The sequence below is a fragment of the Streptomyces virginiae genome, assembly GCF_000720455.1.
Classification (GTDB): domain Bacteria; phylum Actinomycetota; class Actinomycetes; order Streptomycetales; family Streptomycetaceae; genus Streptomyces; species Streptomyces virginiae.
Window position 1 is genome coordinate 139,967 of record NZ_JOAK01000007.1, and the last position, 22,669, is coordinate 162,635.

Annotated in this window: 16 protein-coding genes; 1 reads left to right on the top strand and 15 read right to left on the bottom strand. The window is 73.1% G+C overall.

Features of this window, described 5'->3' with window-relative positions; all coding sequences use genetic code 11:
• Positions 1-7: 7 nt before the first annotated feature.
• The 15 genes from IG86_RS0114785 to pabB form a co-directional block, all read right to left on the bottom strand.
• Complete coding sequence (locus IG86_RS0114785) at positions 8-5,098, bottom strand: non-ribosomal peptide synthetase (RefSeq protein ID WP_030897145.1); 5,091 nt, start codon at positions 5,096-5,098, stop codon at positions 8-10.
• Between the two features lie 61 nt (positions 5,099-5,159).
• On the bottom strand, positions 5,160-6,377 hold the full coding sequence (locus IG86_RS0114790) for a 3-deoxy-7-phosphoheptulonate synthase (RefSeq protein ID WP_078905902.1): 1,218 nt from the start codon (positions 6,375-6,377) through the stop codon (positions 5,160-5,162).
• A gap of 55 nt (positions 6,378-6,432) precedes the next feature.
• Positions 6,433-7,704 carry an MFS transporter gene (locus IG86_RS0114795; protein WP_030897148.1) on the bottom strand — a complete coding sequence of 424 codons (1,272 nt, stop codon included), beginning with the start codon at positions 7,702-7,704 and terminating at the stop codon, positions 6,433-6,435.
• The gene (locus tag IG86_RS0114800) at positions 7,701-9,068 is read right to left on the bottom strand and encodes a hypothetical protein (RefSeq protein WP_157854826.1); all 1,368 of its coding nucleotides are present in this window, start codon (positions 9,066-9,068) and stop codon (positions 7,701-7,703) included. Before IG86_RS0114800 ends, IG86_RS0114795 begins: the two co-directional genes overlap by 4 nt.
• Positions 9,065-9,973 (bottom strand): aminotransferase class IV, encoded by a 909-nt coding sequence (locus tag IG86_RS0114805; protein ID WP_030820656.1) that lies wholly within the window; start codon positions 9,971-9,973, stop codon positions 9,065-9,067. The genes IG86_RS0114800 and IG86_RS0114805 overlap by 4 nt, the downstream gene beginning before the upstream one ends.
• 5 nt (positions 9,974-9,978) lie before the next feature.
• Positions 9,979-11,046 carry an isocitrate/isopropylmalate dehydrogenase family protein gene (locus tag IG86_RS0114810; RefSeq protein WP_030897152.1) on the bottom strand — a complete coding sequence of 356 codons (1,068 nt, stop codon included), beginning with the start codon at positions 11,044-11,046 and terminating at the stop codon, positions 9,979-9,981.
• Entirely contained in the window at positions 11,043-13,070 is a 2,028-nt protein-coding gene (locus IG86_RS0114815; RefSeq protein WP_051785181.1) for a LeuD/DmdB family oxidoreductase small subunit, read from the bottom strand. The genes IG86_RS0114810 and IG86_RS0114815 overlap by 4 nt, the downstream gene beginning before the upstream one ends.
• A complete protein-coding gene (locus tag IG86_RS0114820; protein ID WP_030897153.1) occupies positions 13,067-14,314 on the bottom strand; it encodes a GNAT family N-acetyltransferase in 1,248 nt (415 codons plus the stop codon). Before IG86_RS0114820 ends, IG86_RS0114815 begins: the two co-directional genes overlap by 4 nt.
• A complete protein-coding gene (locus IG86_RS0114825) occupies positions 14,304-15,080 on the bottom strand; it encodes a class I SAM-dependent methyltransferase (RefSeq protein ID WP_030820665.1) in 777 nt (258 codons plus the stop codon). Before IG86_RS0114825 ends, IG86_RS0114820 begins: the two co-directional genes overlap by 11 nt.
• On the bottom strand, positions 15,077-16,237 hold the full coding sequence (locus tag IG86_RS0114830; RefSeq protein ID WP_051785182.1) for a LeuA family protein: 1,161 nt from the start codon (positions 16,235-16,237) through the stop codon (positions 15,077-15,079). The genes IG86_RS0114825 and IG86_RS0114830 overlap by 4 nt, the downstream gene beginning before the upstream one ends.
• The gene (locus IG86_RS0114835) at positions 16,234-16,821 is read right to left on the bottom strand and encodes a hypothetical protein (RefSeq protein ID WP_030897156.1); all 588 of its coding nucleotides are present in this window, start codon (positions 16,819-16,821) and stop codon (positions 16,234-16,236) included. Before IG86_RS0114835 ends, IG86_RS0114830 begins: the two co-directional genes overlap by 4 nt.
• Entirely contained in the window at positions 16,818-17,138 is a 321-nt protein-coding gene (locus IG86_RS0114840) for a chorismate mutase (RefSeq protein ID WP_051785183.1), read from the bottom strand. Before IG86_RS0114840 ends, IG86_RS0114835 begins: the two co-directional genes overlap by 4 nt.
• Complete coding sequence (locus tag IG86_RS0114845) at positions 17,135-18,073, bottom strand: arginase family protein (RefSeq protein WP_051785184.1); 939 nt, start codon at positions 18,071-18,073, stop codon at positions 17,135-17,137. The genes IG86_RS0114840 and IG86_RS0114845 overlap by 4 nt, the downstream gene beginning before the upstream one ends.
• Positions 18,070-18,558, bottom strand: coding sequence for a GNAT family N-acetyltransferase (locus tag IG86_RS39940; protein WP_051785185.1), 489 nt, complete (start codon positions 18,556-18,558; stop codon positions 18,070-18,072). Before IG86_RS39940 ends, IG86_RS0114845 begins: the two co-directional genes overlap by 4 nt.
• Positions 18,555-20,564: an aminodeoxychorismate synthase component I gene (gene pabB / locus IG86_RS0114855; protein WP_051785186.1), complete on the bottom strand. Its 2,010-nt coding sequence runs from the start codon at positions 20,562-20,564 to the stop codon at positions 18,555-18,557. Before pabB ends, IG86_RS39940 begins: the two co-directional genes overlap by 4 nt.
• 871 nt (positions 20,565-21,435) lie before the next feature.
• On the opposite strand from pabB, the gene IG86_RS0114860 reads away from it, so the two are divergent.
• Entirely contained in the window at positions 21,436-22,662 is a 1,227-nt protein-coding gene (locus IG86_RS0114860) for an MFS transporter (protein ID WP_051785187.1), read from the top strand.
• Positions 22,663-22,669: the final 7 nt, after the last annotated feature.

Here is a 22,669-nt window from a genome sequence, read left to right on the forward strand (position 1 = left end):
GGCGGGTTCATCGCTGAGTGGTCCTCTTCTGGTCGTTCATGCGTCGGCGGACCGCACGCCGCGCGGCGGCCGTACCGGTCAGTGCGGCGCCGGCCGCCCGGGCCGGTGCGGCGTGCCGCACGGCGGCGGGCGGCGGCGCGATGCCCGGCGGGCCGGCGTCGCCGCCGCGCAGGTGCCGGGCGAGCAGCCGCGGGTTGGGGAAGCGGAACAGGTCCACGACCTCGACGGGGAGCCCCTGCGCCCGCAGCCGCTCGTGCATGCGCAGCAGCGACAGCGACGTCAGACCGGCGTCGAAGAAGTTCGTGGACGCGTCCAGCGGATCGGGCGAGCCGAGCCCCTCGTCGCGAACGGCGGACCCCTCGCCGAGCCGCTCACGCAGCGCGGCCACGATCACGTCCTCGGCGGCCGACGGCGCCGGCCCGGCGGCCGCCGCCGGCGGTGCCAGGGCGGCAGCGGCCCCGCGGACGTCGACCTTCCCGTTGCGGTCGAGCGGGAGTTCCTCCATGACGGCGATCCGGCCCGGCACCGCCCACGCCGGGAGCACGGCGCCCAGCTCGTGGCGCAGCTCCTCCCCGAGGACCGGATCCGCGCCCGGCGCCGCGACGAACGCGGTGATCTCCGTCCCGGAGACCACGACGGCGCACTGCGCCACCGCCGCGTGGGCGCGCAGCGCGGCCTCGATCTCGGCAGGTTCGAGCCGGTGGCCGCCGACCGACACCTGCCGGTCGCGCCGCCCCACGAACTCGATCAGTCCGTCGGGCGTGTACCGGCCGAGGTCGCCGGTGCGGTACGCCGTCACCCCGGGCTCGCCGTACGGATCGGGCCCGAACGGCGACGGCTCCTGCACCGGGCTGGTGCCGATCGCCAGCCCGCGCCCGCGCACGACGATCTCCCCGAGCTGTCCGACGCCCGCGCCCTCGACGAGCAGTTCGCGCCAGGGGCTGTGGGCCGCCAACGGCACACCCGCCCGGTCGCGGCGGCGTCGCACGGGATCGCCCGCCGGGTCGCGCCAGCGCAGCCAGGAGCTCAGCTGCGGGGTCTCGGTGGTCCCGTAGCCGTGGTGGATCTCCGCGGCGGGCGCGACGCGCCGCAGCTCCCGCGCCACCGGGTCGGTGAGCAGTGCCCCGGAGAGCACCACGTGCCTCAGCCGGTCGAGCCGCCTGCCCGTGCCGCGCGCCGCCGAGGCGAGCAGCTGGACCAGGCCCGGGGTGGCGTGCACGGCCGTGATCCGCTCCTCCGCCAGCAGCTCCACGAGCGCCCCGGGCTCGGTGCCCGCCGCCGGCAGGTGGAGGGCGGCGCCGCTGGTCAGGGGAACCAGCACGTCGCGCAGCACCGGGTCGTGGCCCGGCGCGGACAGCATCAGGAACCGGTCCTCGGGGCCGGTGCCGAAGGCCTCGCGGTACCAGTGCAGTGCCTCGGGCAGCGCCTCGCGCGGAGCGAACACCACACTGGGCTCCCCGGTGGTGCCCGACGTGCACAGGGCGTGCCCCCAGTCGAGGACGACCGGCTCGGTGGCCGGACGCGGCAGGTCCGGGCCGGTCAGCACCGGCACCGGCCAGTCGGCGCCGTCGCCGGTGAGCACCGCCTCGGCGCCGCAGCCGGCGAGCGCGGCCAGCAGCCGGCGGGCGGGCAGGGCCGCGTCCACCAGGGCCACCGAGCACCCGCAGTGCCAGGCCGCCAGGAGTTCGACGACGGACGCGGGCGACCGGTCGCCCGGCAGCAGCACGGCGCGCCCCGACCAGCCGGCCGCGCGCAGGGCCTCCGAGCGCGCCACGACCCGCTCGTGCAGCTCCCCGTACGTCATCCGGCCGCCGGGGTGGCTCAGCGCCACCCGGTCGGCGTGCAGCGCGGCCGTCCGGCCGAAGGCCTCGGCCACGCCGGTGAGGGCCGGACGCGGGACCGGGCCGGCGGGCGGCCGGTCGCCGCCCAGCGGCCACCCGGACGGCGCCCGGCCGGGGTCGGCGGGGGCCTCCCGCAGGAGCCGGACGACCTGGCCGAGCAGGTGCCGGGCGGTCTCCGCGTCGAAGACGTCGAGGGCGTGCACCAGTTGGAGCCGGTAGCCCGACTCGCCCTCCCGGTGCAGGTACAGGCCGAGGTCGAACAGGGAGCCGGTGGTGCCCGGCTCCACCGGCTCGGCCGGGACCCCGTCGAACGAGGGGGCGGGAGCGGCGTGCGTGAGGTCGTTGAACCAGATCTGGTAGAGCGGGTTGCGGCTGAGGTTGCGGGGGAGGCCCAGCGCCCGGACGATCTGCTCGAAGTCCGCGCCGGCGTGGCCGTGGGCGTCGATCATCGTGTCGGAGACCTGGCGGACCAGCGCGGAGAAGCTCTCCGCGGACCCCACGTCGACCCGCACCGGCAGGGTGTCGATGAGGAAGCCGATGACGTCCTCGCTGGGGCCTCCGTCGCGGGAGGACCACGGGACACCGACGACGACCTCCTCCTGCCCGCTCCACGAGGTGAGCACGGCGGCGAAGGCCGCGAGCACCACGGCGACGGGAGTGACCCCGGTGCGCCGCGCCACCTCCTCCAGGAGCCGTGCGTCCGCCCCGCCCACCGTGGACTCGACGGCGCCGCCCTCGAAGGTGGTGACGGCCGGGCGGCGCGCCTGGAAGGGCAGCCCGTGGGTGCGCGGGGCGTCGCCCAGCCGGTCCACCCAGTAGGCGAGGTGCGCCTCCTGCTCGGCGGCGTCCTCGCGGCCCGCCCGGTCCACCAGCAGGTCGCCGAAGTGCGGCGGCTCGTCCGCGGGCGGGAACCCGTCGTAGGCGGCGGCCAGTTCCGCCAGGAAGACGTCCACCGAGCGCTGGTCGGCGATCGCGTGGTGCAGCACGGCCACCAGGCAGCCGTCCCCGTCCCCGCCCTGTGCGTACAGCACCCGCAGCAGCGGCGCGCGGTCGACGGGCAGCGGCTCGGCCGCGGCCCCGGCCGCCAGTTCCCGGCAGCGCCGTGCGGTCAGGGCGCCGTCCACCACACGGATCTCCAGCGGCGGCTCCACCCGCTCGGCGACCGCCTGGTAGGGGCCGGACTCGTCGCTGACGACGGCGGTGCGCAGGGACTCGTGCCGCTGGACGACCAGGGCGAGCGCCTCGCGCAGCCGGGCCGTGTCGAGACCGCCCGGCACGCGCACCGCGGCGACGACGTTGTAGGCGCTCAGCCGCGGGTAGAGCTGCTCCATCAGCCACAGCCGGCGCTGCCCGCCGGAGACGGGCGCGCGGGCCGGGTCGGGCCGCCTGGGCAGCGCGCCGCCGGCGGGGCCGACCCCGGTGACCGCGGTCGCCGCGCGCCGGCGCAGACCGGCCAGGGAGATCCGTTCGCGCAGCAGTTCCGCGAGGGTGATCCGCAGTCCGTACGAGCGCAGCAGCTCGCCCCGCAGCCGGACGGCGGCGAGGCTGTGGCCGCCCAGCGCCAGGAAGTCGGCGTCCTCGTCGACGGAGTCGAGCCCGAGCACCTCCGCCCACAGCAGGGCCAGCGGGTCGCCGTCGACGGCCGCCGGCCCGCCGGCGCGGGGCGCGAGGAGTTCGGCGGCCCGCTGCCGCAGCAGCACCCGGTCCTGCTTGCCGCTGCGGGTCAGCGGCATCGTGTCCAGGGCGACGAAGTGGGTGGGGACGTAGGCGGAGGGCAGCCGCGCGGCGACGTGGGCGCGGTACTCCTCCTGCCGGTCCGCCCCGCCCGGATCGCCGGTCGGGTCGGCTCCGTGCGGGCGGACGAACGCCACCAGGCGGGGCGCCCGTTCACCGGCGACGACCACGGCGCACTCGTCGACCCCGGGGTGCTCGCGCAGGACGCTCTCGACCTCGCCGGGCTCCACGCGCACGCCCCGGATCTTGACCTGTTCGTCGATCCGGCCGTGGTAGCGGATCTGGCCGTCCACGACGCGGACGAGGTCGCCGGTCCGGTAGACGCGCTCCAGGCCGCTGCCCTCGGGGGCGGGGACGAACACCCGCTCCGTCAGGTCGGGACGGCCGAGGTAGCCGAGCGCCAACGGCACGCCGCCGATGCACAGTTCACCGGTCTCGCCCTCGGCGACCGGCATCCCCCGCCGGTCGAGCACCAACAGGGCGCAGTTGTCCACGGCCCGCCCGATGGGCACGTCGTCGATCAGCGAGGGGTCCTCGGGGCTGTCCCAGTAGGTGACCTCGATCGAGGCCTCCGTGGGGCCGTAGAGGTTGTGCAGCCGGGCGGGCAGCGTCTTGACGCACGTCCGCGCCAGCGTGGCGGGCAGCGCCTCGCCGCTGCAGAACACGTGCCGCAGGCCGGTGCAGTCGGCGGCGCCCGGCCAGCGCAGGAACTCGTCCAGCATCGACGGCACGAAATGGCAGACGGTTACCCGGTGTTCGGTCACGGTCTTCATGATCGCGGCCGGGTCGGCGTGCTCGCCGGGGGCGAGCAGGACGAGCCGGGCGCCGACGATCAGCGGCCAGTAGATCTCCCACCCGGACACGTCGAAGGTGTACGGGGTCTTCTGCAGGACGCGGTCCTCGGCCGTCAGCCCGTAGTGGCGCTGGCCCCACAGCAGCCGGTTGGTGACGCCCCCGCTGGGCACCACGACGCCTTTGGGCGTGCCCGTGGAACCCGAGGTGAAGATGATGTTGACCGGCTGGTCGGCGGCGACGGGCCGCAGCGGTCCGGGCACGTAGGCCGCGTCGGGGTCGGCGGACAGCGGCTCCACGTCCAGCAGGGCGACTCCGTCCGGCCCCTGCCAGCCGGCCAGTGCCCCGGTGGTCCCCACCACCAGGTCCGGCCGGGCGGTGTCCAGGATCAGCGCCAGCCGCTCGGCCGACTCGTCGGTGGCCAGCGGCAGGTAGGGCAGACCGGCCTTGAGCACGCCGAGCAGCGCGGCCACCATGTGCGGGCCGCGGTCCGCGAGCACCGCGACGGGCCGGTCCTCGGGCAGGGCGCGGCGCAGCAGTTCGGCGGCGAGGCGGTCGGAGACCTCCTCCAGGCGGCGGTAGGTCCAGGTCTCCCCGGCGCCGGTGCACGCCACCGCGTCGGGTGCGCGTTCGCCCGCGGAGCGGATGAGGCCCGGGATGCCGTACGGCGCGGGATGGTCGACGGACGGGCCGCGCAGAGCGCGGACCGTCTGGTCGGGATGTAGGTCCATCTCGGATGTTCCCCCGTTGCAGAAAAGAAAGAACCAGCTGGTGAGAGGTGGTTGGCGGCGCTCAGACGCGCCAGGCGGACACGGCCGTGGCGGCCTGCTCCATGTTCAGCCGGGGGTCGCACAGCGGTCTGGGCCGCCCGTCGAGCCCGGCGATGCCGTCGGCGTCGGCCACGCACTCCAGCACGTCGTCCGGCGTTGCCTCCAGGTGCAGGCCCCCGGCGGTCCCGCCGGCACATTCCACGGCCTGCCGGAAGCCCCGGACCTCGCGGACGACCTCCTCGACGAGGCGGGTCTTGCGGCCGGCCGGGGTGGTGACGGTGTTGCCGTGCATCGGGTCGCACATCCAGACCACGGGATGCCCGGCCCGGCGTACGCACTCCACGAGCGCGGGCAGGTTGCGCCGCACCGCGCCGGCCCCCTGGCGGGCGATGAGGGTGAGCCGCCCGGGCTGCCGCTTCGGGTCCAGCAGCCCGCACAGCTCCAGCAGCTCCGCCGGGGTCGTCGTCGGCCCGACCTTGCAGGCGACCGGGTTGTCCACCGTGGCGAGCAGTCGTACGTGGGCCCCGCGGGCGGAGCGGGTGCGTTCGCCGATCCAGGGCCAGTGCGTCGAGGAGAGGAAGGCCCGCCCCGATCCGTCCCCGCGGATCAGGGGCAGTTCGTAGTCCATGACGAGGGCCTCGTGGCTGGTCCAGGTCGTGGCGCAGGTCCACCCGGTGTCCGGTCGCAGCGCGGCGTGCACCGACAGGGCCGCCCGATAGCAGTCCGTCAGCCTTCGCGGGTCGTGGACGCGGGCGGCGGCGTCCGGCTCCGGACCGTTGACCATGTGTCCCCGGAAAACCGGGAGTTCACGGCCCCCGTGGTGCTCGGTGGGCCGGGAGCGCGGCTTGGCGTACTGGCCGGCCATGCGGCCCACCCGTACCGTCGGCCGACCGGTGACCTCGGAGAACGCGGTCGCGAGGGCGTCGAGCATGCCGACCTTGGCCCGCACGGCCTCGGGCGTGCTGTCCGCGGGATCCTCGGCGCAGTCCCCGGCCTGCAGGATGTTCACATTGCCCCGTGCGGCCTCGGCGACGAGCAGACCGAAGTCGTTCACGTCGCCGGGGCCGACGAGCCCCGGCGCGGAGCGCAGTTCCCCGACGGCCGCCGGGAGGTCCTCGTGAGCGGCCCAGTCGGGCTGCTGCAGGGCGGGCAGTGCGGCGATGTGGTCGAGGGCGTCGGCCGGATACGGTTCCCCTCCGTACCAGCCCGGTTTGTCGACTAGAGATATGGCGTGCGGCATGGTGGTCCCCCTGATCGTGGTGCTGTTCGTTGCGGTGGTGCCGCGGTGGCCGGGGTCATGCGGCCACCTCCCCGGCGGGCAGGTGCGGCGGCGCGGCCGGCTTCACGGTCAGGCGGCGCACGCTGGAGCTGCACAGGGCGAGGCCGGTGGCCGCGACGACGAGTACGGCGCCGGTCACGAGCGTGGTGTCGATGCCCGCGTGCAGCGCGACCGGGCCCGCGGCCACCTCCCCGATCGGGATGGCCACGAAGGAACCGAGCGCGTCGTAGGAGTAGACCCGGGCCAGCCGCTCCTGCGGAATGTTCTCCTGGAGGGACACGTCCCAGGCGACGGCCAGTTGTTCCAGCGCCACACCGTTGATGAACATCGCTGCCACCAGCAGGGCGACGTGCGAGGTCGTCCCGAGGGCGAGCAGCGGCACCGCCTCGAACGCCCCGACGGCCGCGCCGATCCGCAGGGCGTGGCGCGACCGGGTGCGGGCCGCGAGGAAGCCGCCCGCGAACGCGCCGGCCGTCTGCGCGGCGAGCAGCAGCCCCCAGGTCGTCCGTCCGAAGGACTGGTCGGCGATGGTCGGCCCGAGGACCTGGAGCCCGCCGGAGACCACCGCGTTGATGACCAGGAACTGGAGCACGACCACCCACACCCAGGTCCGGGAGGTGAACTCCTTCCAGCCCTCGCGCAGTTCGGCCAGCGGCCGGGCCGGCCCGGCCGGCGCCGCGGGCGTCCCCGCCGCCCGCAGCCCGGCGAAGCACAGCCCGGCCAGCAGGAACACCGCCGCGTTGACGGCGATGCCCCAGCCGGGGCCCGCCAGGCCCACGACGATGCCGCCGGTCGAGGCGCCGAGGACCATGCCCGCGTTGACGGCCATCCGGACGACCGCGTTGGCCGGCCGGATCATCTCGTGCGGGACGGTCTGCGGTACGAGGGCCGCCGCGGCCGGCAGGGACAGCGCGGACACCATGCCGTTGATCACGCTGATGACGACCAGCACCGGGATCGAGGCGAAGCCGAGCAGCACGCTCGCCGCGATCACCGCCTGGGCCAGTCCGGCCGCCACGCTCGACCCCTGGAGCACCAGCCTGCGCGGCAGCCGGTCGGCGATCACCCCGCCGAACAGCAGCAGTGCCACGTTGGCCACGGACCGGGCCCCGACCACGATCCCGAGGTCGATCAGCGACCCGGTCAGGTCGAGCACCGCGAAGGAGAGCACGATCGGTGCCATGGCGTTGGCGAAGTAGGTGGCCATGCGGCCCCCCGCGAGGCAGCGGAAGTTCCGCTGCCGCAACGGGTCCAGCAGGGTGGGGGCGCGGGTCCCTTCGGCGTTCATCGTCCGACCGTCGGACTCTCCACGATCAGCACGCTGTTGGAGGCAGCGCCCTGGTGCGTGTTGATGAGGTCGCCCCGCTTGGGACTGCCGTGCCGGACGTAGATCCCCGAGAGCCCGCGGCCGTACATCATCGGCCCGAGGACGCAGGGGACGGCGGCGCTGCGGATCTCCCCGGTGGTCTCGTGCGCGAACTCGAAGGTGACGAGGTCGGCCTCCACCACCCGCTGGACGATGTGGTCGCCCGAAACGGCGGCTCCCAGGATCCGCTCCCGCCACTCCTCCTGCTCCACCGAGCGGCCCAGGGTCACCCCGGTACCGCCGTAGCCGTCGCCGGGCTTGAGCACCAGCGAGGCCCGGTCCTCGCCCAGGGCCTCCGCCCCGGCGATCACGGTGTACGGCACGTGCCGGCGTACGAAGTCCCGGTCGTCCGGACCGAGCAGGTCGAGGTCCTCCCAGAGCCAGGCCAGCGCCCGCTTGTCGCTGACCGGGCTGGTCGCCTCGGGGGTGTACATCCGGGCCGTGCCCGCGCGCAGGGCCGCGCCCAGGGCGTCGAGCCCGGGACCGGCCTGCTCGACGGGCAGGAAGAGCCGGAACACCCCGTCCGCGACGTGCTCGCCGGCCCGCAGCCGCTGCCGGTCGTCGAGGGTCAGCCCGTCCAGCGGGTACCCCACCACCGTGATGCCGTGCGCCTTGCCCCGCTCGGCCATGGGGGCGAGGAAGGAGATGAAGTCGTCGAGGTCCGCCAGGTAGTCGAGGCCGTCCTCGCGGAAGACGGGCACGACGAGGCAGCCGCCCTCGGTCAGGCCGAGGAAGGAGACCAGCTCGGTGAAGAACGCGTCGACCGCGGACGGCGGGGTGCGCAGCCGGCTCCCCGACGGGTCCCCGGCGGGCGGCCCGCAGTAGACCTCCTGGAACTGCCCGGCGACGAGGTCGGCCTCGATGGCTCCGCCGATCGCCCCGTCGATGTTGAGCTCGACGACCTTGGGGACGCCCCGCTCGACCATCACGTCGGCGCGCACCGAGGTCAGCAGCCGCTCGGTGAGCGCCTCGGCCGGGTCGAGCAGCGGGAACTGGCTCCGCGGCATGGAGAGCGCCTCCAGCAGCTCCCCGGCCGTCGACACCCGGCGCAGGCACGCCTGGAGCACCAGGCCCGCCGTACGGTCGGCGACCGCGCCGACCAGTGCGTACGCGTCGGCGTCCAACAGCAGGGGGCGGGTGGGGCACCAGGAGTCGGCGAGGCGCGGCACGCCCGCGTGCCCCCGCCGCCAGTGCTCCCGGCCGAGCGCGTCGATCCGCTCGCGCGCCTCCTCGGGGAGGCGGTCGTACAGGTCGACGACGGGCGCGTCGCCGCGTGTGTCGCTCATGGACGGGCCGCCCACCGCTCGTGGCCGGGCAGCAGGCCCAGTTCGGCCTGCCGGTAGTCGCGGACGATCTCGGCGACCACGGCGTTGTCCGTGTCGAAGACGGTGTCGTCCAGGCACTGCACGGGGCGCACCCCGCCGGCGGTGCTGGCCACGCACAGCGCGTCGCAGGCCGCCAGGTCCGCCGCGGGCAGCGGGCTCCGGTCCACCTCGTACCCGAGGCCGCCCGCGATCTCGATCACGGAGGCCACGGTGATCCCGTCGAGCGCGGCGGGGGAGTCGGGCACCAGCAGCGTACGGCCGCGCACGCCGAAGACGTTCTGCACGGTGCACTCGGCGACGAAGCCCGTGTCGTCCAGCAGCAGTGCGTCGTCGTAGCCGCGCCGGCGGGCGTCCGTCCAGGCGGTCCGGGACCCCAGGTAGCCGGCGGACACCTTCGCCTTGGTCGGGAAGGCGTGCGGGCTGAGCCGGGCGACCGACGACAGGGTCAGCCGCGGCCGCTGCGCGCGGATCACCGAGTCGAAGGACGAGACGTCGAAGGCCAGCACCGCCACCTGGGCCTCGGCGCCGGGCGGGGCGAGGCCCAGCACCCCGTCGCCGAGGAAGGCGATGGGGCGCAGGTAGGCGCGTCGCAGGCCGTTGGCGGTCAGCGTCTCGTGGCAGGCGGCGGCCAGCTCGGCGGGGGACTGCGCGAGCGAGATCCCCACCAGGCGGCACGACTCGGCGAACCGGGTCATGTGTTCCTCGAGCCGGAAGACGTGGTGGCCGCCCTCCGCCGAGGGGAAGGCGGAGATGCCCTCGAAGACGCAGAGCCCGTAGTGGAGGCTGTGGTTGGCGAGCGTCAGGGCGGTGTCCCCGGAGGGGACCACGCTGCCCTGCCACCACATGAGCTTCGCTGGTTCGTTCATCCTTCTCAGTCCTTGTCGTGCCGGGCGACCGCCCGGCAAATCAGGTCGCCCACCTCACCGGTGCGCGCGGTGCCGCCCAGGTCGGGTGTCAACAGGTCTCCGCACAGCACCTCGTCGACGGCGCGCTCCACGGCGGCGTGCGCGGCGCGCAGTCCCAGCCGGTCCAGCATCAGCGAGTAACTCATCACGGACGCGAGCGGGTTGGCCCGCCCCGTACCCACGAGGTCGGGGGCGCTTCCGTGCACCGCCTCGAACACGCCGGCGAAGTCGGTGTCGTCCGGGTCGTAGCTCGCCGAGGGCGCGACCCCGAGCCCGCCGGCGAGCATGGAGGCCTCGTCGCTGAGGATGTCCCCGAAGAGGTTGCCGGCCACCACCACGTCGAAGCGGGCCGGGTCGCGGATCAGTTCCATGGCCGCGGCGTCGACGTACAGGTGGTCGCACTCCACGTCCGGGTAGGACGCGGCGATCGCGCGGAAGCGGCCCTGCCACAGCGGGCCCGCGCTCGGCATCGCGTTGCTCTTGTCCACCAGGGTGAGCCGGCGGCGGCGGGAGCGGGCCAGCTCGAAGGCCGCCGTGACCACCCGGTCCACCGCCCAGCGCGTGTGGACGCCGACCTCCATCGCGACGTGTCCGGGGCTGCCGCCGCGGACCGTGCCGCCGACGCCCACGTAGACGTCCTCGGTGTTCTCCCGCACGATGACGAGGTCCACGTCCTCGACGGCGCGCACGTGCTTGAGGGGGCAGTGCGCGAGCGCGCGCAGGCGCACCGGGCGCAGGTTCACGCCCAGTTCGAGCTGCTGGCGCAGCCCTCCGATGACGCGGATCGCGTGCCGGTTGTCGGGGATCCGGGCGTCGCCGAGCGCGCCGAGCAGCACCGCCCGGTGCTCGCGGCGGATGGCCCGGATGTCGATCTCGACGTCCCCGTGCTCCAGGAACCAGTCGGCGCTGTAGGGCAGCACCTCGGTCTTCAGGCCGGTGCCGAAGACGTCCTCGACCACCGCGTGCACCTTCAGCACCTCGGCCATGACCTCGGGTCCGATGCCGTCTCCCGGGATGACCGCGAGGCTGCTCATACGGCCGACGCCTCCGCCCGTACCTGCGCGCCCGCGTAGGCCACGAGGCCGCCCGCGGTGAGCAGCTCCCGCTCGAACGCGGACGGCGGGGTGATGGGGGCGGAGGTCCCCCGGGTCAGGTTGACCAGTTCGCCGCGCTCGTCGTCGACGACCAGCCGGTCGCCCTCCCGGATCTCGTAGGCGAAGTCCCCGACCTCCACCAGCCTGAGGCCGATGTTGAGGGCGTTGCGGAAGAAGATCCGCGCGAAGCTGTGCGCGACGACGAACGGCGCGCCGGACGCCTTGATGCCCATCGGGGCGTTCTCGCGGGAGGAGCCGCAGCCGAAGTTCATCCCGCCGACGATCACCGAACCGTGCAGGTCGTGCCCGGACGCCGCGTAGTGGTCGAGGAACGGCTGGTTGCCCGCGTGGGCCATGATGTGCTTCTTGTACTCGGCCGGGTCGGGGATCTGGCAGAAGACGCCCGGCAGGATCACGTCGGTGTTGACGTGGTCGCCGAACACCCAGGCCAGGCTTCCGCCGCCCGCCGACCCGCCCGCGCCCGGCGCCGCGGCGGGGAGCTCGTCCGTACCGCCCGTGAGGGGGGCCCGGCCCTCGCGCGCCGCGTGCAGCGCGAACAGCTCGTCGATGCCGCTGCGCATCGCGTCCTCGTCGGCGTAGTAGTCGCCGCGGTCGCCGATCGGGGCGAGCACACCGGTCAGCGCGGCCCGTGCGGCGATGGCGGGGCTGGCCAGGACGACACTGGCGTCGACGTCACCGCACCGGCCGCGGAAGTTCCGGTTGGAGGTGAAGATCGCGACCTCCCCCTTGCCGAGCACACCGGACTTGATGCCGATGCACGGTCCGCAGCTGGAGGACTCCACGTAGCAGCCGGCCTCGATCAGCACGTCGATCAGGCCCTCCTTCATCGCCGCCCGGTAGGCCTGCTGGGAGGCCGGGATGACGATGGTGCGCACCCCCTCGTGGACGCGCCGGCCCCGCAGGACGTCCGCGACGACCCGCAGGTCCTCCAGGTGACCGTTGGTGCAGGAACCGATGAAGACCTGGTCGACGGGTATCTCGCCGTTCTCGTTGGCCCTCCGGGCCAGCGGCGCCACGCCCGTCATCAGGTCCTCGCGGCCCTGGTACTCGTCCCAGTTGCGCAGCAGGTGCTGGAGCTGGTGGGTGCCCACGGCGTTGTCCGGGGAGAACGGCAGCGCGACCGTCGGCTCGATCAGGCCCAGGTCGATGTCGATCACGTCGACGTATTCGGCGTCGTCCTCGTCGATGGTGAAGGACGGGTACTCCACCCCCTCGCCGAGGTAGTCCGCGAGCACCGCGTCCGTGGGGAACAGGCCGTACTTGGCGCCCATCTCCACCGCCATGTTGCTCAGCGAGAGCCGGTCGGTGATCGCCAGGGAGGCCAGACCCGGGCCGCCGAACTCCAGGCTGCGGTAGACCGCCCCGTGCACGCCGATCAGGCCGCACAGGTACAGCGCCACGTCCTTGCCCTGTACGTGCGGACGCAGGCTCCCGCGGAAGCGGACCAGCGTCGCCTCGGGCACGCGCATCCAGCAGCTGCCCCGGACCAGCGCCATGGCCAGGTCCGTGGAGCCGATGCCGGTGGCGAGCGAGCCGATCGCGCCCGCGGTGCAGCTGTGCGAGTCCGCGCCGACCGCGACGTCGCCGGGGCGGATCAGCCCCTGCTCGATGAGGATCTTGTGCTGGATGCCGCCGTCGTAACCGACGTCGAACACCTTGATCCCGTGCTCGCGCGCGAAGCGGCGCAGCTCCACGAGGATCGAGGCCATCGAGGCGGTGTGGGTGGGGACGACGTGGTCGAAGACGAAGGCGGTCTTCTCCCGCTGCGCGGCGAGGCCCGCGGCGATGTACGCGTCGTCGAAGCCGGAGTCGCGCAGGATGTCAAGGGCCCACTTGACGGTCATCTCGCTGCCCCAGCACAGGTCGAACGGCAGGTCCACGACCTCGCCGGTGCTGACGGGACGGCCGAGTTTGTGCTCGAAGAGCTGCTTTACGAGAGTCATCGCTGAACGCGTCCATCCTGGTCGCCGAGAAGCTGTTTCTTGAGGCAGTCGAAGACGGCGACGTACGGCTCGATCCGCCGCTGCGCCGCCGGCGAGGAGAACCGGATCCATCCGCGCACCGGAGCCGGGCGGCAGCCGCGCAGCCGCTTCGCGTCCGCCGAGCCCATGCCGTACGAGATGCGGCGGGCGCCGCCCGCCACGGCCCGTTCGACCTGGTGGTAGAAGACGAGGTTGAAGTAGGCGTAGCCGGCCCCCACCGCGGTGGCGTCGAAGCCGAGGAACTTGGGGTGCAGGACGCCCCCGGCCTCCAGGCACAGCAGGAAGCCCGAGACGTCGGGACCCCGCGCGTCCCGCCGCCGCACCACGTACAGCGCGGGTCCCAGCGCCGGGGCGGCCAGCAGCGCGGTGAACAGCCGCTCCATCGCGCCGCGGTCGACGGGCAGCCCGTACTTCTTCTGCTGCCCCTCGGACAGTTCGGCGCAGCGCGCGATCAGCGCCGGGTCGGGGTCCGCGATCCGCTCCACGCACAGCCCGGCCTCGCCGAACTTGCGGATCTCGGCGCGGACGACCGTACGGCGCTTGCGCTCCAGGGTCCCCAGGTACTCCTCCAGCGAGGCGCAGGACCCGGTGTCGAGGTCGTACTCCAGGTCGGAGAGGAACTCCAGGTATCCGTGGCCGGCGAGCGCCCGGTGCAGGGCCGCGTCCCCGCCGGACTCCCACAGGAAGGACTGCGAGGGGATCTCCTCGGCCCTGCAGAACGCCTCCACGGCAGCGAGCAGTTCGCCGATCGCGCCCTCGCGGTCGGTCCCGGGCAGGGTGAGGACGTCGCTGGCGTACCCGTACGGGCTGGTCATCACGAGCGCCGGATAGCCCGCCGCACGCGTGTGTGCGGCCTCGGAGCGGACGACGGCGGCGAGCAGTGCGCCCGCCTCGGCCGACTCCTGCGGCGACCGGTCCCGCTCCAGCGCCTGCCGGAGGTGGTCCATCTCGTAGTCGCCGAACAGGGCGCCCGTCGGATCGTGGTACGGGAACGCGTCCGGATCCCGGACCAGCAGGCCCTGTACCCCGGCCACCGTGCTCCCGCCGTCCCGCAGCAGGAAGAGGACCAGCTCGAAACCGAAGCACTCCTCGACCGCGCGCAGCCAGTCGTACGAGAGGTACACCTGCGCCGGCGGGACGAGCGCGTCCCACTCCTCACGGCCGGCGGCGGACGCCGACCGCATGACGACGACCTCAGTTCCCACGGGCGTCCACGCCCTTCGTGGCGACCGCGATCAGGCGCTCGGCCCGGTGGTCGTACGGTCCGCCCTCGTAGTCCCCGTGGAAGCGGACCCCGGCGAAGCCGGCGCTGCGCAGCATGTCCCGCAGTTCGGCGGCGCTGTAGAGGTGCAGGGTCATCGACCCCGTGGCGGCGCGCGAGCCCTCGATGGAGTACCAGTCGCTGCGCAGCCGGCTCCAGTCGTCGAGCACGGTGTCGCGCTGGACCAGCACCTTCCCGTCCAGCTCGGACAGCGAGACGCGTTCGTCGCGGCGCGCGAGGATCTCCTTGCCGACGACGTCGACGAGCAGGGTCCCGCCCGGCGCGAGGCTGGTGTGCAGGTTGCGCAGCACCTGGACGTTGTCCTCGTGCCGGTCCAGGTACCCGAAGGAGGTGAACATGTTGACGGCGGCGTCGAAGGCCTCCGGCTCGGCGAAGGCGAGCATGTCCGCCTCGACGAACCGGACGTCGACGCCCGCGTCCCGGCTGCTCGTCCGGGCCCGTTCCAGCAGCGGCGCGCTCAGGTCCACTCCCGTGACCTCGTGGCCCGCCCGGGCCAGGGGCACGGTGAACAGGCCCGGCCCGCAGCACAGGTCGAGGACGCGGGCACCGGACGGGAAGCGGAACAGCGGGGACCGCTCCACGATCCGCACCGCCTGCGCGGCGCGCTCCGCCGAGAACAGGTGGGGGTAGAAGTCCCTCCAGAACGCCTGGTCCGCGAACCAGGCGCCGGTGTCGTGCTCCTCGCTCATACCGCCATGGCCGTTCGCTCGTGGTAGATCGCGATGACCTGGGCCTCGGTGACGCTCGACTTCGTCAGCACGGACGCCTCCTTGACCTCGCGCAGGACCGTGCCGAGGACCGCGTCGTCGTAGGCGAGACCGTGCTTGTCCAGCACGTGGGAGATGATCCCCTTGCCGGAGTGCTTGCCCATGACGATCCGGCGGGTGTGGCCGACCAGTTCGGGCCGCAGCGGCTCGTAGGCGGTGGAGTCCTTCATCACGGAGGACACGTGCAGGCCGGACTCGTGCGAGAAGGCGTTCCCGCCGACGATCGGCTTCATCGGGCTGACCTCGATGCCGGACAGGTCGGCGATCAGGCTCGACATGGGCTTGAGCCGGGACAGGTCGATGTTCGTCTCGAAGCCGTACAGCTGGGTGAGGGCCACCACGACCTCCTCCAGGGAGGCGTTGCCGGCCCGTTCGCCGAGGCCGTTGATCGTGCACTGGACCTCGTCGGCGCCGCCGAGGATCCCGGCGACCGTGTTGGCCGTGGCCAGACCGAAGTCGTTGTGGCAGTGCAGCGAGAGCGTCACGTGGATCTGCGAGCGCAGCCGCTGGATGAGCGCGCGGAAGGCGTCCGGAGTGGTCGAGCCGACGGTGTCCGCGACACCGACCAGGTCCGCGCCGCTCTCCTGGGCGAGTACGAGGACCTCTTCCAGGTAGTCGTACGGGGTCCGGGTGGCGTCCTCCGACCCGCAGCCGACGTACATGCCGAGGTCCTTGGCGTAGGCGACGCCGTCGGCCATCTCGCGCTTGAGGCGGTCGCGCACCGAGCTGTCCGTACCGCCGAACTTGACCCGCATGTGCACGTCGGAGGTGGGGAGGAAGGTGTAGATGGCGTTCGCGCCGCAGGCCCTGGCCAGGTCGATCTCGGTACGGGTCGGCCGGCAGAACGCCACCACGCGCGCGTTCAACCCCAGCTCTGCCATGCCGCGCACGGCGTCCTGGTCGGCCTGCGAGGAGGCCGGGAAACCGGCGTCGATGACGTCGACGCCCATCTCGTCCAGGAGCCGGGCGATCTTCACCTTCTCCTCGACCTGGAAGGCGACGCCGCAGGTCTGCTCGCCGTCGCGCAGCGTGGTGTCACAGACGCGGATCTTCCGCGCGGGGGTTGCGGTCTCGCTCATGCGTCCTCTCCCAGCAGGTATGCGCGGCACTTGGTGCCGATGACGTCACCGGAGAACCGGGGGCGGCGTCCGTAGACCACCCAGGTGGTGGTCACGGCGCCGATGTAGCGGTCCAGGCGCAGCGCCCCGTTCGACTTCTCCAGGTATTCCAGGTGGGTGAGCCCCGACTCGTACTTTCCGGCCAGCAGTTCGGCGCCGACCACGGGCTTGGAGGCCACGGGTACGACCTCCTCCCACTGCGACACGTCGACGTAGCCGGCGGTCGCCGGGACCAGCCCGAGCGACCGGGGCCGTTCCACGTCGGCGCGGCTGAGGAGCACCAGTTCCTTCGTGGGGTAGACGAAGGTGTCCACCACGTGGACCTCGCTGAAGTACCGCTCGGTGAGCAGGTGCACCTCGGGGTGCGCGCTGCACTGCACGAGGTAGTCGGACTCGCCGCGGCGCACCCGCTCCAGCCCCTCGTGCAGGTCGATGGTGAGGTCGATCTTGGCGTCGTCCTCGATGCCCTGGAACCCGAAGTAGTGCTGCAGGGCGTTCTCGTGGCAGCTGCCCTCGGGTCCGAGGGTGGTGAAGGTCAGGGTCATCGCAGTGCCTCCGCGCCGGCCGCCGCGGGAGCGTCGATGATCTCGTCCTCCAGGCGGCAGGCCTCGTCGATGAGCAGGGTTGCCAGGGAGCGCATGAAGTCGGGGGAGAGGTCCAGCCGTTCGCCCCGGGCCGCGTACGCCTCGCGGACCGCGGTGACCCGCTGCGGCTGCATCATCGGGATGCCGTTGGCCCGCTTGACCTCCGCCACCTCGCAGCAGACGGCCAGACGGGCCGCCACGAGTTCCGCGAGCTGCTGGTCCAGTGCCTCCAGCCGCTCGCGGAACGGCCGCAGGAGCTCTTCGGGGGTCGCGTTCATCGCGAGGCCTCCAATGCCAGGGCGCGGGCCGCGCCGCGCAGGGAGGGGAGTCCGTATCCGCCCTCCTGGACGAAGACGGTGGGCAGCCGCTGCTCCGTGACGAGCGCGGCGACGGGACCGAAGACCTCGGGTGCCAGGCTCCAGGAGCCGTGCGGGTCGCCCGCGAGGACGTCGTAGCCGACCGAGACCACCAGGGCTTCGACCTCCTGGCCGCGCAGGTGCGCCACGGCGTCCCCGACGAGCGCCAGGAACCCTTCCGGGCCGGGGTCGGACCCCGCCCCGAAGAGGCCGGGACCGGGCTCGAAGACGTACGGGAAGTCGTCGGGCCGGCTGGAGTGCACCGAGGCGAACGGCAGCGTGGGATCGCCCTGGACGCAGGCGAGCGTGCCGTTGCCCAGGTGGTAGTCGACGTCGAGGATGCCGACCCGGGACGCGCCCTCCTCCTGGAGGGTCCGGGCGGCGATGACGGCGTTGTTCAGGAAGCAGTACCCGCCGTACCACCCGGGACCCGCGTGGTGGCCCGGGGGCCGCACCAGCGCGTAGGCGGGCTCTCCCCGGCGGGCCGTCAGCAGGGCCGCGCGGACCGCGGCGGCCGCCGCGCCCAGTGCCGCGGGCCAGACCCCGCGCGTGACGGGCGTCTCCTGCTCCAGGCCGGGCGCCGCGAACGCGTCGTCGAGGACGGAGTCCGCGCCCTCGGGCACCCCGTGGCGCAGGTGCTCCAACAGCTCCTTGCCGTGCACGGCCCCGGCGAGGCGCTCGGCCCGGACCGTGTCGTCCGCGCCGGGCGGCGCGAGGACCGCCCCGCCGTCGAGCAGCCCGGCCAGGATCCGGTGGATCCGCTCGGGCACCTCCTTGCTGGCCACCTGGGCGCCGCCCGGCTCGACCGTGAAGGGCAGGGCTTCGGACTCCTCCGGTACCACCACATGCAGGGTCATGACAGGTCCTTGATCACGCGCGGGCCGATGACGCGGAAGCCGGAGCGCTCGTAGAAGGCAAGCGTCCGGGGATACGAGGGGAACTGCTCGGCCGGCAGGCAGACTTCGACCCGGCGCACGCCGTCGGCGGCGCACAGCGCGTCCAGCTCGGCCAGCAGCAGGGCGGCGACGCCCTTGGACCGCAGACCGGGCTCCACCCACAGTTCCTGCACGTGCCGGTACGGCGCGGCGAGCCGCAGCGCGGTCTGGGTGGTGTACCCCAGCACGCCGGCCACCCGTCCCTGCCCGTCCCGTGCGACCAGCACCCCGGCGCCGTCCCGGCCGGCGATGGCGTCCGCCACCGCCGCACCGAGCCCCGGGACGGTGTGCGAGGCGTCCCCGCGCAGCTCCCGCAGGAGCGCGGTGACGGCATCGGCCACCGCCTGCGCCTCCTCGGGCCTGGCCGGCCCCGTCTCGTAGCCCGTCTCGAATTCCACCGTGCTCATCCCTGGTACCTCGCAGCCGTTCCCGATGTGGCCCCGTCCAGCTCCTCGACGCCGAGGACCCGCAGCAGCGCGCGGGCCTTGAGCCGCGTCTCCTGGAACTCCTCCTCGCCGTCGGAGAGCACGATCAGTGCGCCGCCCACGCCGATGCGCACGCGGTTGCCCTCCCAGACGATGGTGCGGATCACGATGGACTGGTCCGCCGCCCCGTCGAACCCGAACCAGCCGAGGCTGCCGGAGTAGACCCCGCGCTCCTCCGGCTCCAGGTCGTCAAGGAGCTCCACCGTCCGCTTCTTCGGCGCGCCGGTCATCGACCCGCCGGGGAAGAGCGCCTGCACGCAGTCGACCGCGCCGCGGTCGGCGCGCAGCTTCCCGCGCACGGTGGTGACGAGCTGGTGCACGGTGGCGTAGGACTCCGCGGCCATCAGCTTGGGTACGTGGACCGTGCCGGCGTCGCAGACCTGCCCGAGGTCGTTGCGCAGCAGGTCCGCGATCATCAGGTTCTCGCTGCGGATCTTGCGGTCCGTCTCCAGCGCCTCGCGGGCGGCCTCGTCGGCCACCGGGTCGGCGTGGCGGGGGGCGGTGCCCTTGATCGGCTTCGCCTCCACCTCGCCGTTGCCCGTGACCGTGACGAACCGCTCCGGCGAGGAGCTGAGCAGCGAGCGCTCGCCGAGCCGGACGTAGGCGGCGTAGGGCGCCGGGTTCGTGGCCCGCAGCCGCAGGTAGGTCTCCAGCGGGTCGGCCTCGCTGGTGCCGCTGATCTGGTACGTGTAGCAGGCCTCGTACGATTCGCCGTCGTGCAGCCACTGCTGCACGGTGTCGAAGTGGCGCAGGTACGTCTCTCGGTCGACGCCCGGCTCCAGTACGGCCGGGGCGCTCTCGCGCCGGGGCCGGGGCACCAGCGGGCGGCGCGCCAGCGTGCGCACCTCCTCGCACCAGGCACGGTGCTCCTCGGCGGACAGGCCCACCGTGACCAGGTAGCGCCGGTCGGCCTCGTGGTCGTAGGCCACGTACCGGTCGACCCGAAGCAGCTCGGCGTCCGGCCGCTCGCCGCTGCCGGCCCGGCCGATGCCGACGCTCCCCTTCAGGCCGTAGCCGAGGTAGCCGAGGTAGCCGCCGGCGAACGGCACCGGTGACGCGCCGGCCGGTACGGGCGTGGTCGCGAGACCGGCCCGCAGGTGCTCGAAGACGGTGCCGGGCAGCCGCTCCATGGCCTCGTGGGTCTCGCGTTCCACGACCCCCGCCCCCGCGTACGCCCGCAGGACCTCCAGGCCGTCCCCGGCGCAGGAGCCGAGGTAGCTGTAGCGGCCCATCCCGTAGGCGGTGCGCGAACTGTCGAGCCAGAAGCTGTACGGGCTGTCGGCGAAGGCGCGCAGGAACAGGCCCTCGGCGTCGAGGTCCGCCTCCAGTTCGCTCCAGCGGAGCGCGGGCGTGATGCCCAGGAAGTTCGCGACGATCTCCTCGCCGTACTCGCTGTCCACCGACTCGGGGTGGAACTGCACGCCGTGCAGGGGACGTTCGCGGTGCCGCAGGCCCATCAGGACGCCGTCCTCGGACCAGGCGGTCGCGACGAGGTGCTCCGGAAGCGGCTCGGTGACGGTGAGGGAGTGGTAGCGCACCGCGCGGAAGCCCTGCGGGATGTCGGCGAAGACGCCGGTCCCGGTGTGGGTGATCCCGCTGGTCTGGCCGTGCACGGTCTCCGGCGCGTGGCGCACGTCGCCGCCGAAGGCGAGGGCCAGGCCCTGGTGGCCGAGACACACTCCGAGGACGGGCACCGTGGCCCGCTCCAGCAGGTCCCGGCACAGCCCGAAGTCCTCGTCCCTGGCCGCGGTGCCCGGGCCCGGGGAGATCACGACGTGGGTGAAGTCCTGGCCGAGCAGTTCGTCCGCCGTCGTCTCGTCGTTGCGCACGACGACGGGCGGCACACCCGCCACCTTCCAGATCAGCTGGAAGAGGTTCCACGTGTAGGAGTCATAGTTGTCTACGAGAAGGATCCGCAGGTCTATCACGATGTGGTCGAGCTCCTTGACGGCCGGCCCGGCCTTTTGGGCACGGTGAACCGGCTGACCGACTTTTCTATCGGTGGTGATTCATGGGTGAATCGTTTGCGCCGAATTGAGCGCACGACGGCACGCTCAGGCGGAAGCCGGGCATGGCGATGCGGATGAAAGTGACATGTTTCTAGCCCCCGTTGTGTCTGTCACTGCTCGGATCTTCACCGGACGTTCATAAATGGCCTTGGTCGATGGCCTGTGCTGCGGTCCGGGAAGGCCGTTCCAACGTTCGATGCTAGTCATTCCGGGCCGAATATGCATCCCTCTGTGACTCAACCCACTGCGACCTGCGGTAACTGCCGCGGCCGTGAGCTCACGTCAGTTCTCACACTTCCGATGCCCGCGCCGCAAGCCAATATTGACGGCCCATCAGCCCACCTCGGAGACCGCGGCGCAGCCGTACCCCCGCGCACGACGGCGCACGGGCCGCCGCCGTGTCCAGGTCGCGGCCGGGCGTCGAAGCGGAATGCACCTTGGTGGTTCGCTCATTGCAGGCACTTCGTCGGAATCGGGTATTGACAAGGCGATCCGACCATATCGACCGGCCGGTAGTTTCAGGCCACATGCAGTGCGTGCGGCGGGAGGTTGACCGGAAATCGTCTGTCCTTCCCGGTCAAGTCGTCGGCAAGGCGGACGATTTCGGCCAGCGACGAGCGTGATCGCCCTCACGCCCTCGCCGTTTTTGTCGGTACATGCTTGCTGGTACGTTGATCGGAACAACCCCGTTCGTAAAGCCGGTTCACGAGACCGGCTCGACTTGAAAGGGGGGCCGGGAAATTCGCGATCCTGACGTGCGTGATCCCGTGCAGGGTCCCCGGGAGGCGTCATGCCCCACAAGGTGATTCTGGCGCTTCTCGCAATCGGCTCCTTTGCCGTCGGCACGGACGGCTTTGTCATCAGCGGGATTCTTCCGCGCATCGCCGGTGAGCTGGACGTGTCCGAGCCGATGGCCGGGCAGCTCGTCACGGCCTTCGCGCTGAGCTACGCGATCAGCGCGCCGGTCCTGATGACCCTGACCGCCGGGCTGTCCCGGCGCGTCATGCTGCGCGGTTCGATGCTGGCCTTCCTGCTCGCCAACCTGCTGGGCGCGCTCGCCCCGACCTACGGGGTGCTGATGGCGGCCCGGATCCTGGCGGGGATCAGCGCCGCCCTCTACATGAACACCGCCGCGGCCACCGCGACGGCGCTCGCGGGGGAGCGGTACCGGGGACGGGCGGTCTCCATGATCATCGGCGGCCTGACGGTGGCGACGGCACTCGGCGTGCCCGGCGGCACGCTGGTCGGGCAACTCGGCAGCTGGCGCCTCACGCTGGCGCTGGTCGTGGTGCTGGCCCTGCCGGTCTTCATCGGCCTGTTCGTGGTCCTGCCCGCGGTGCCGCAGCCGCCCGCGATCAGCATGCGGGACCGGGTGCGGATCGGTGCGCAGCGCCCGGTGCTGCTGGCCGTCCTGGCCAATCTGTTCGCGGTCGCCGGCTGCTTCACCGTCTTCACCTACCTGGCGGCCTTCACCCGCGCCACCACGGGCATGGACGACGCCCGGGTGAGCATCGTCCTGCTGGTCTTCGGCGTCGCGGGGGCGGTCGGCAACGCGGTCGGCGGCCGGCTCAGCGACCGCGTCGGAGCGGAACGCACCTTCACCGCCTCGGTGTCGGGCGTCGCGGTGACCATGGCGCTGCTCGCGGTGCTGTCGAGCTTCTTCGCCTCCGGATCGGTGGCGGTGGTGGCCGTCTTCCTCGCCGTGACGGTCGCCTGGGGGACGGTCTACTGGGCCGAACCGCCCACCGCCATCCACCGCGTGCTGGACCTGGCGGCGACGGCCCCGAGCGTGGCCATCTCCGTCAACAGCTCCGCGTCGTACCTCGGCGTCGCCCTCGGTGGCGCGGTCGGCGGCGCGGTCCTCGACCGGCTCTCGCCGGCCGCCCTCGCCTGGACGGGCGCGGGGCTGGAGCTGATCGCCCTGGCCCTGGTCGTCCTGCCGAAGGTTCGCGCGGGCGGCAAGGGCCGGGCCGGCAAGCCCGCCGGTGCGGTGCGGGAGCCCGTGCCCGAAGTGTGACCTTGAC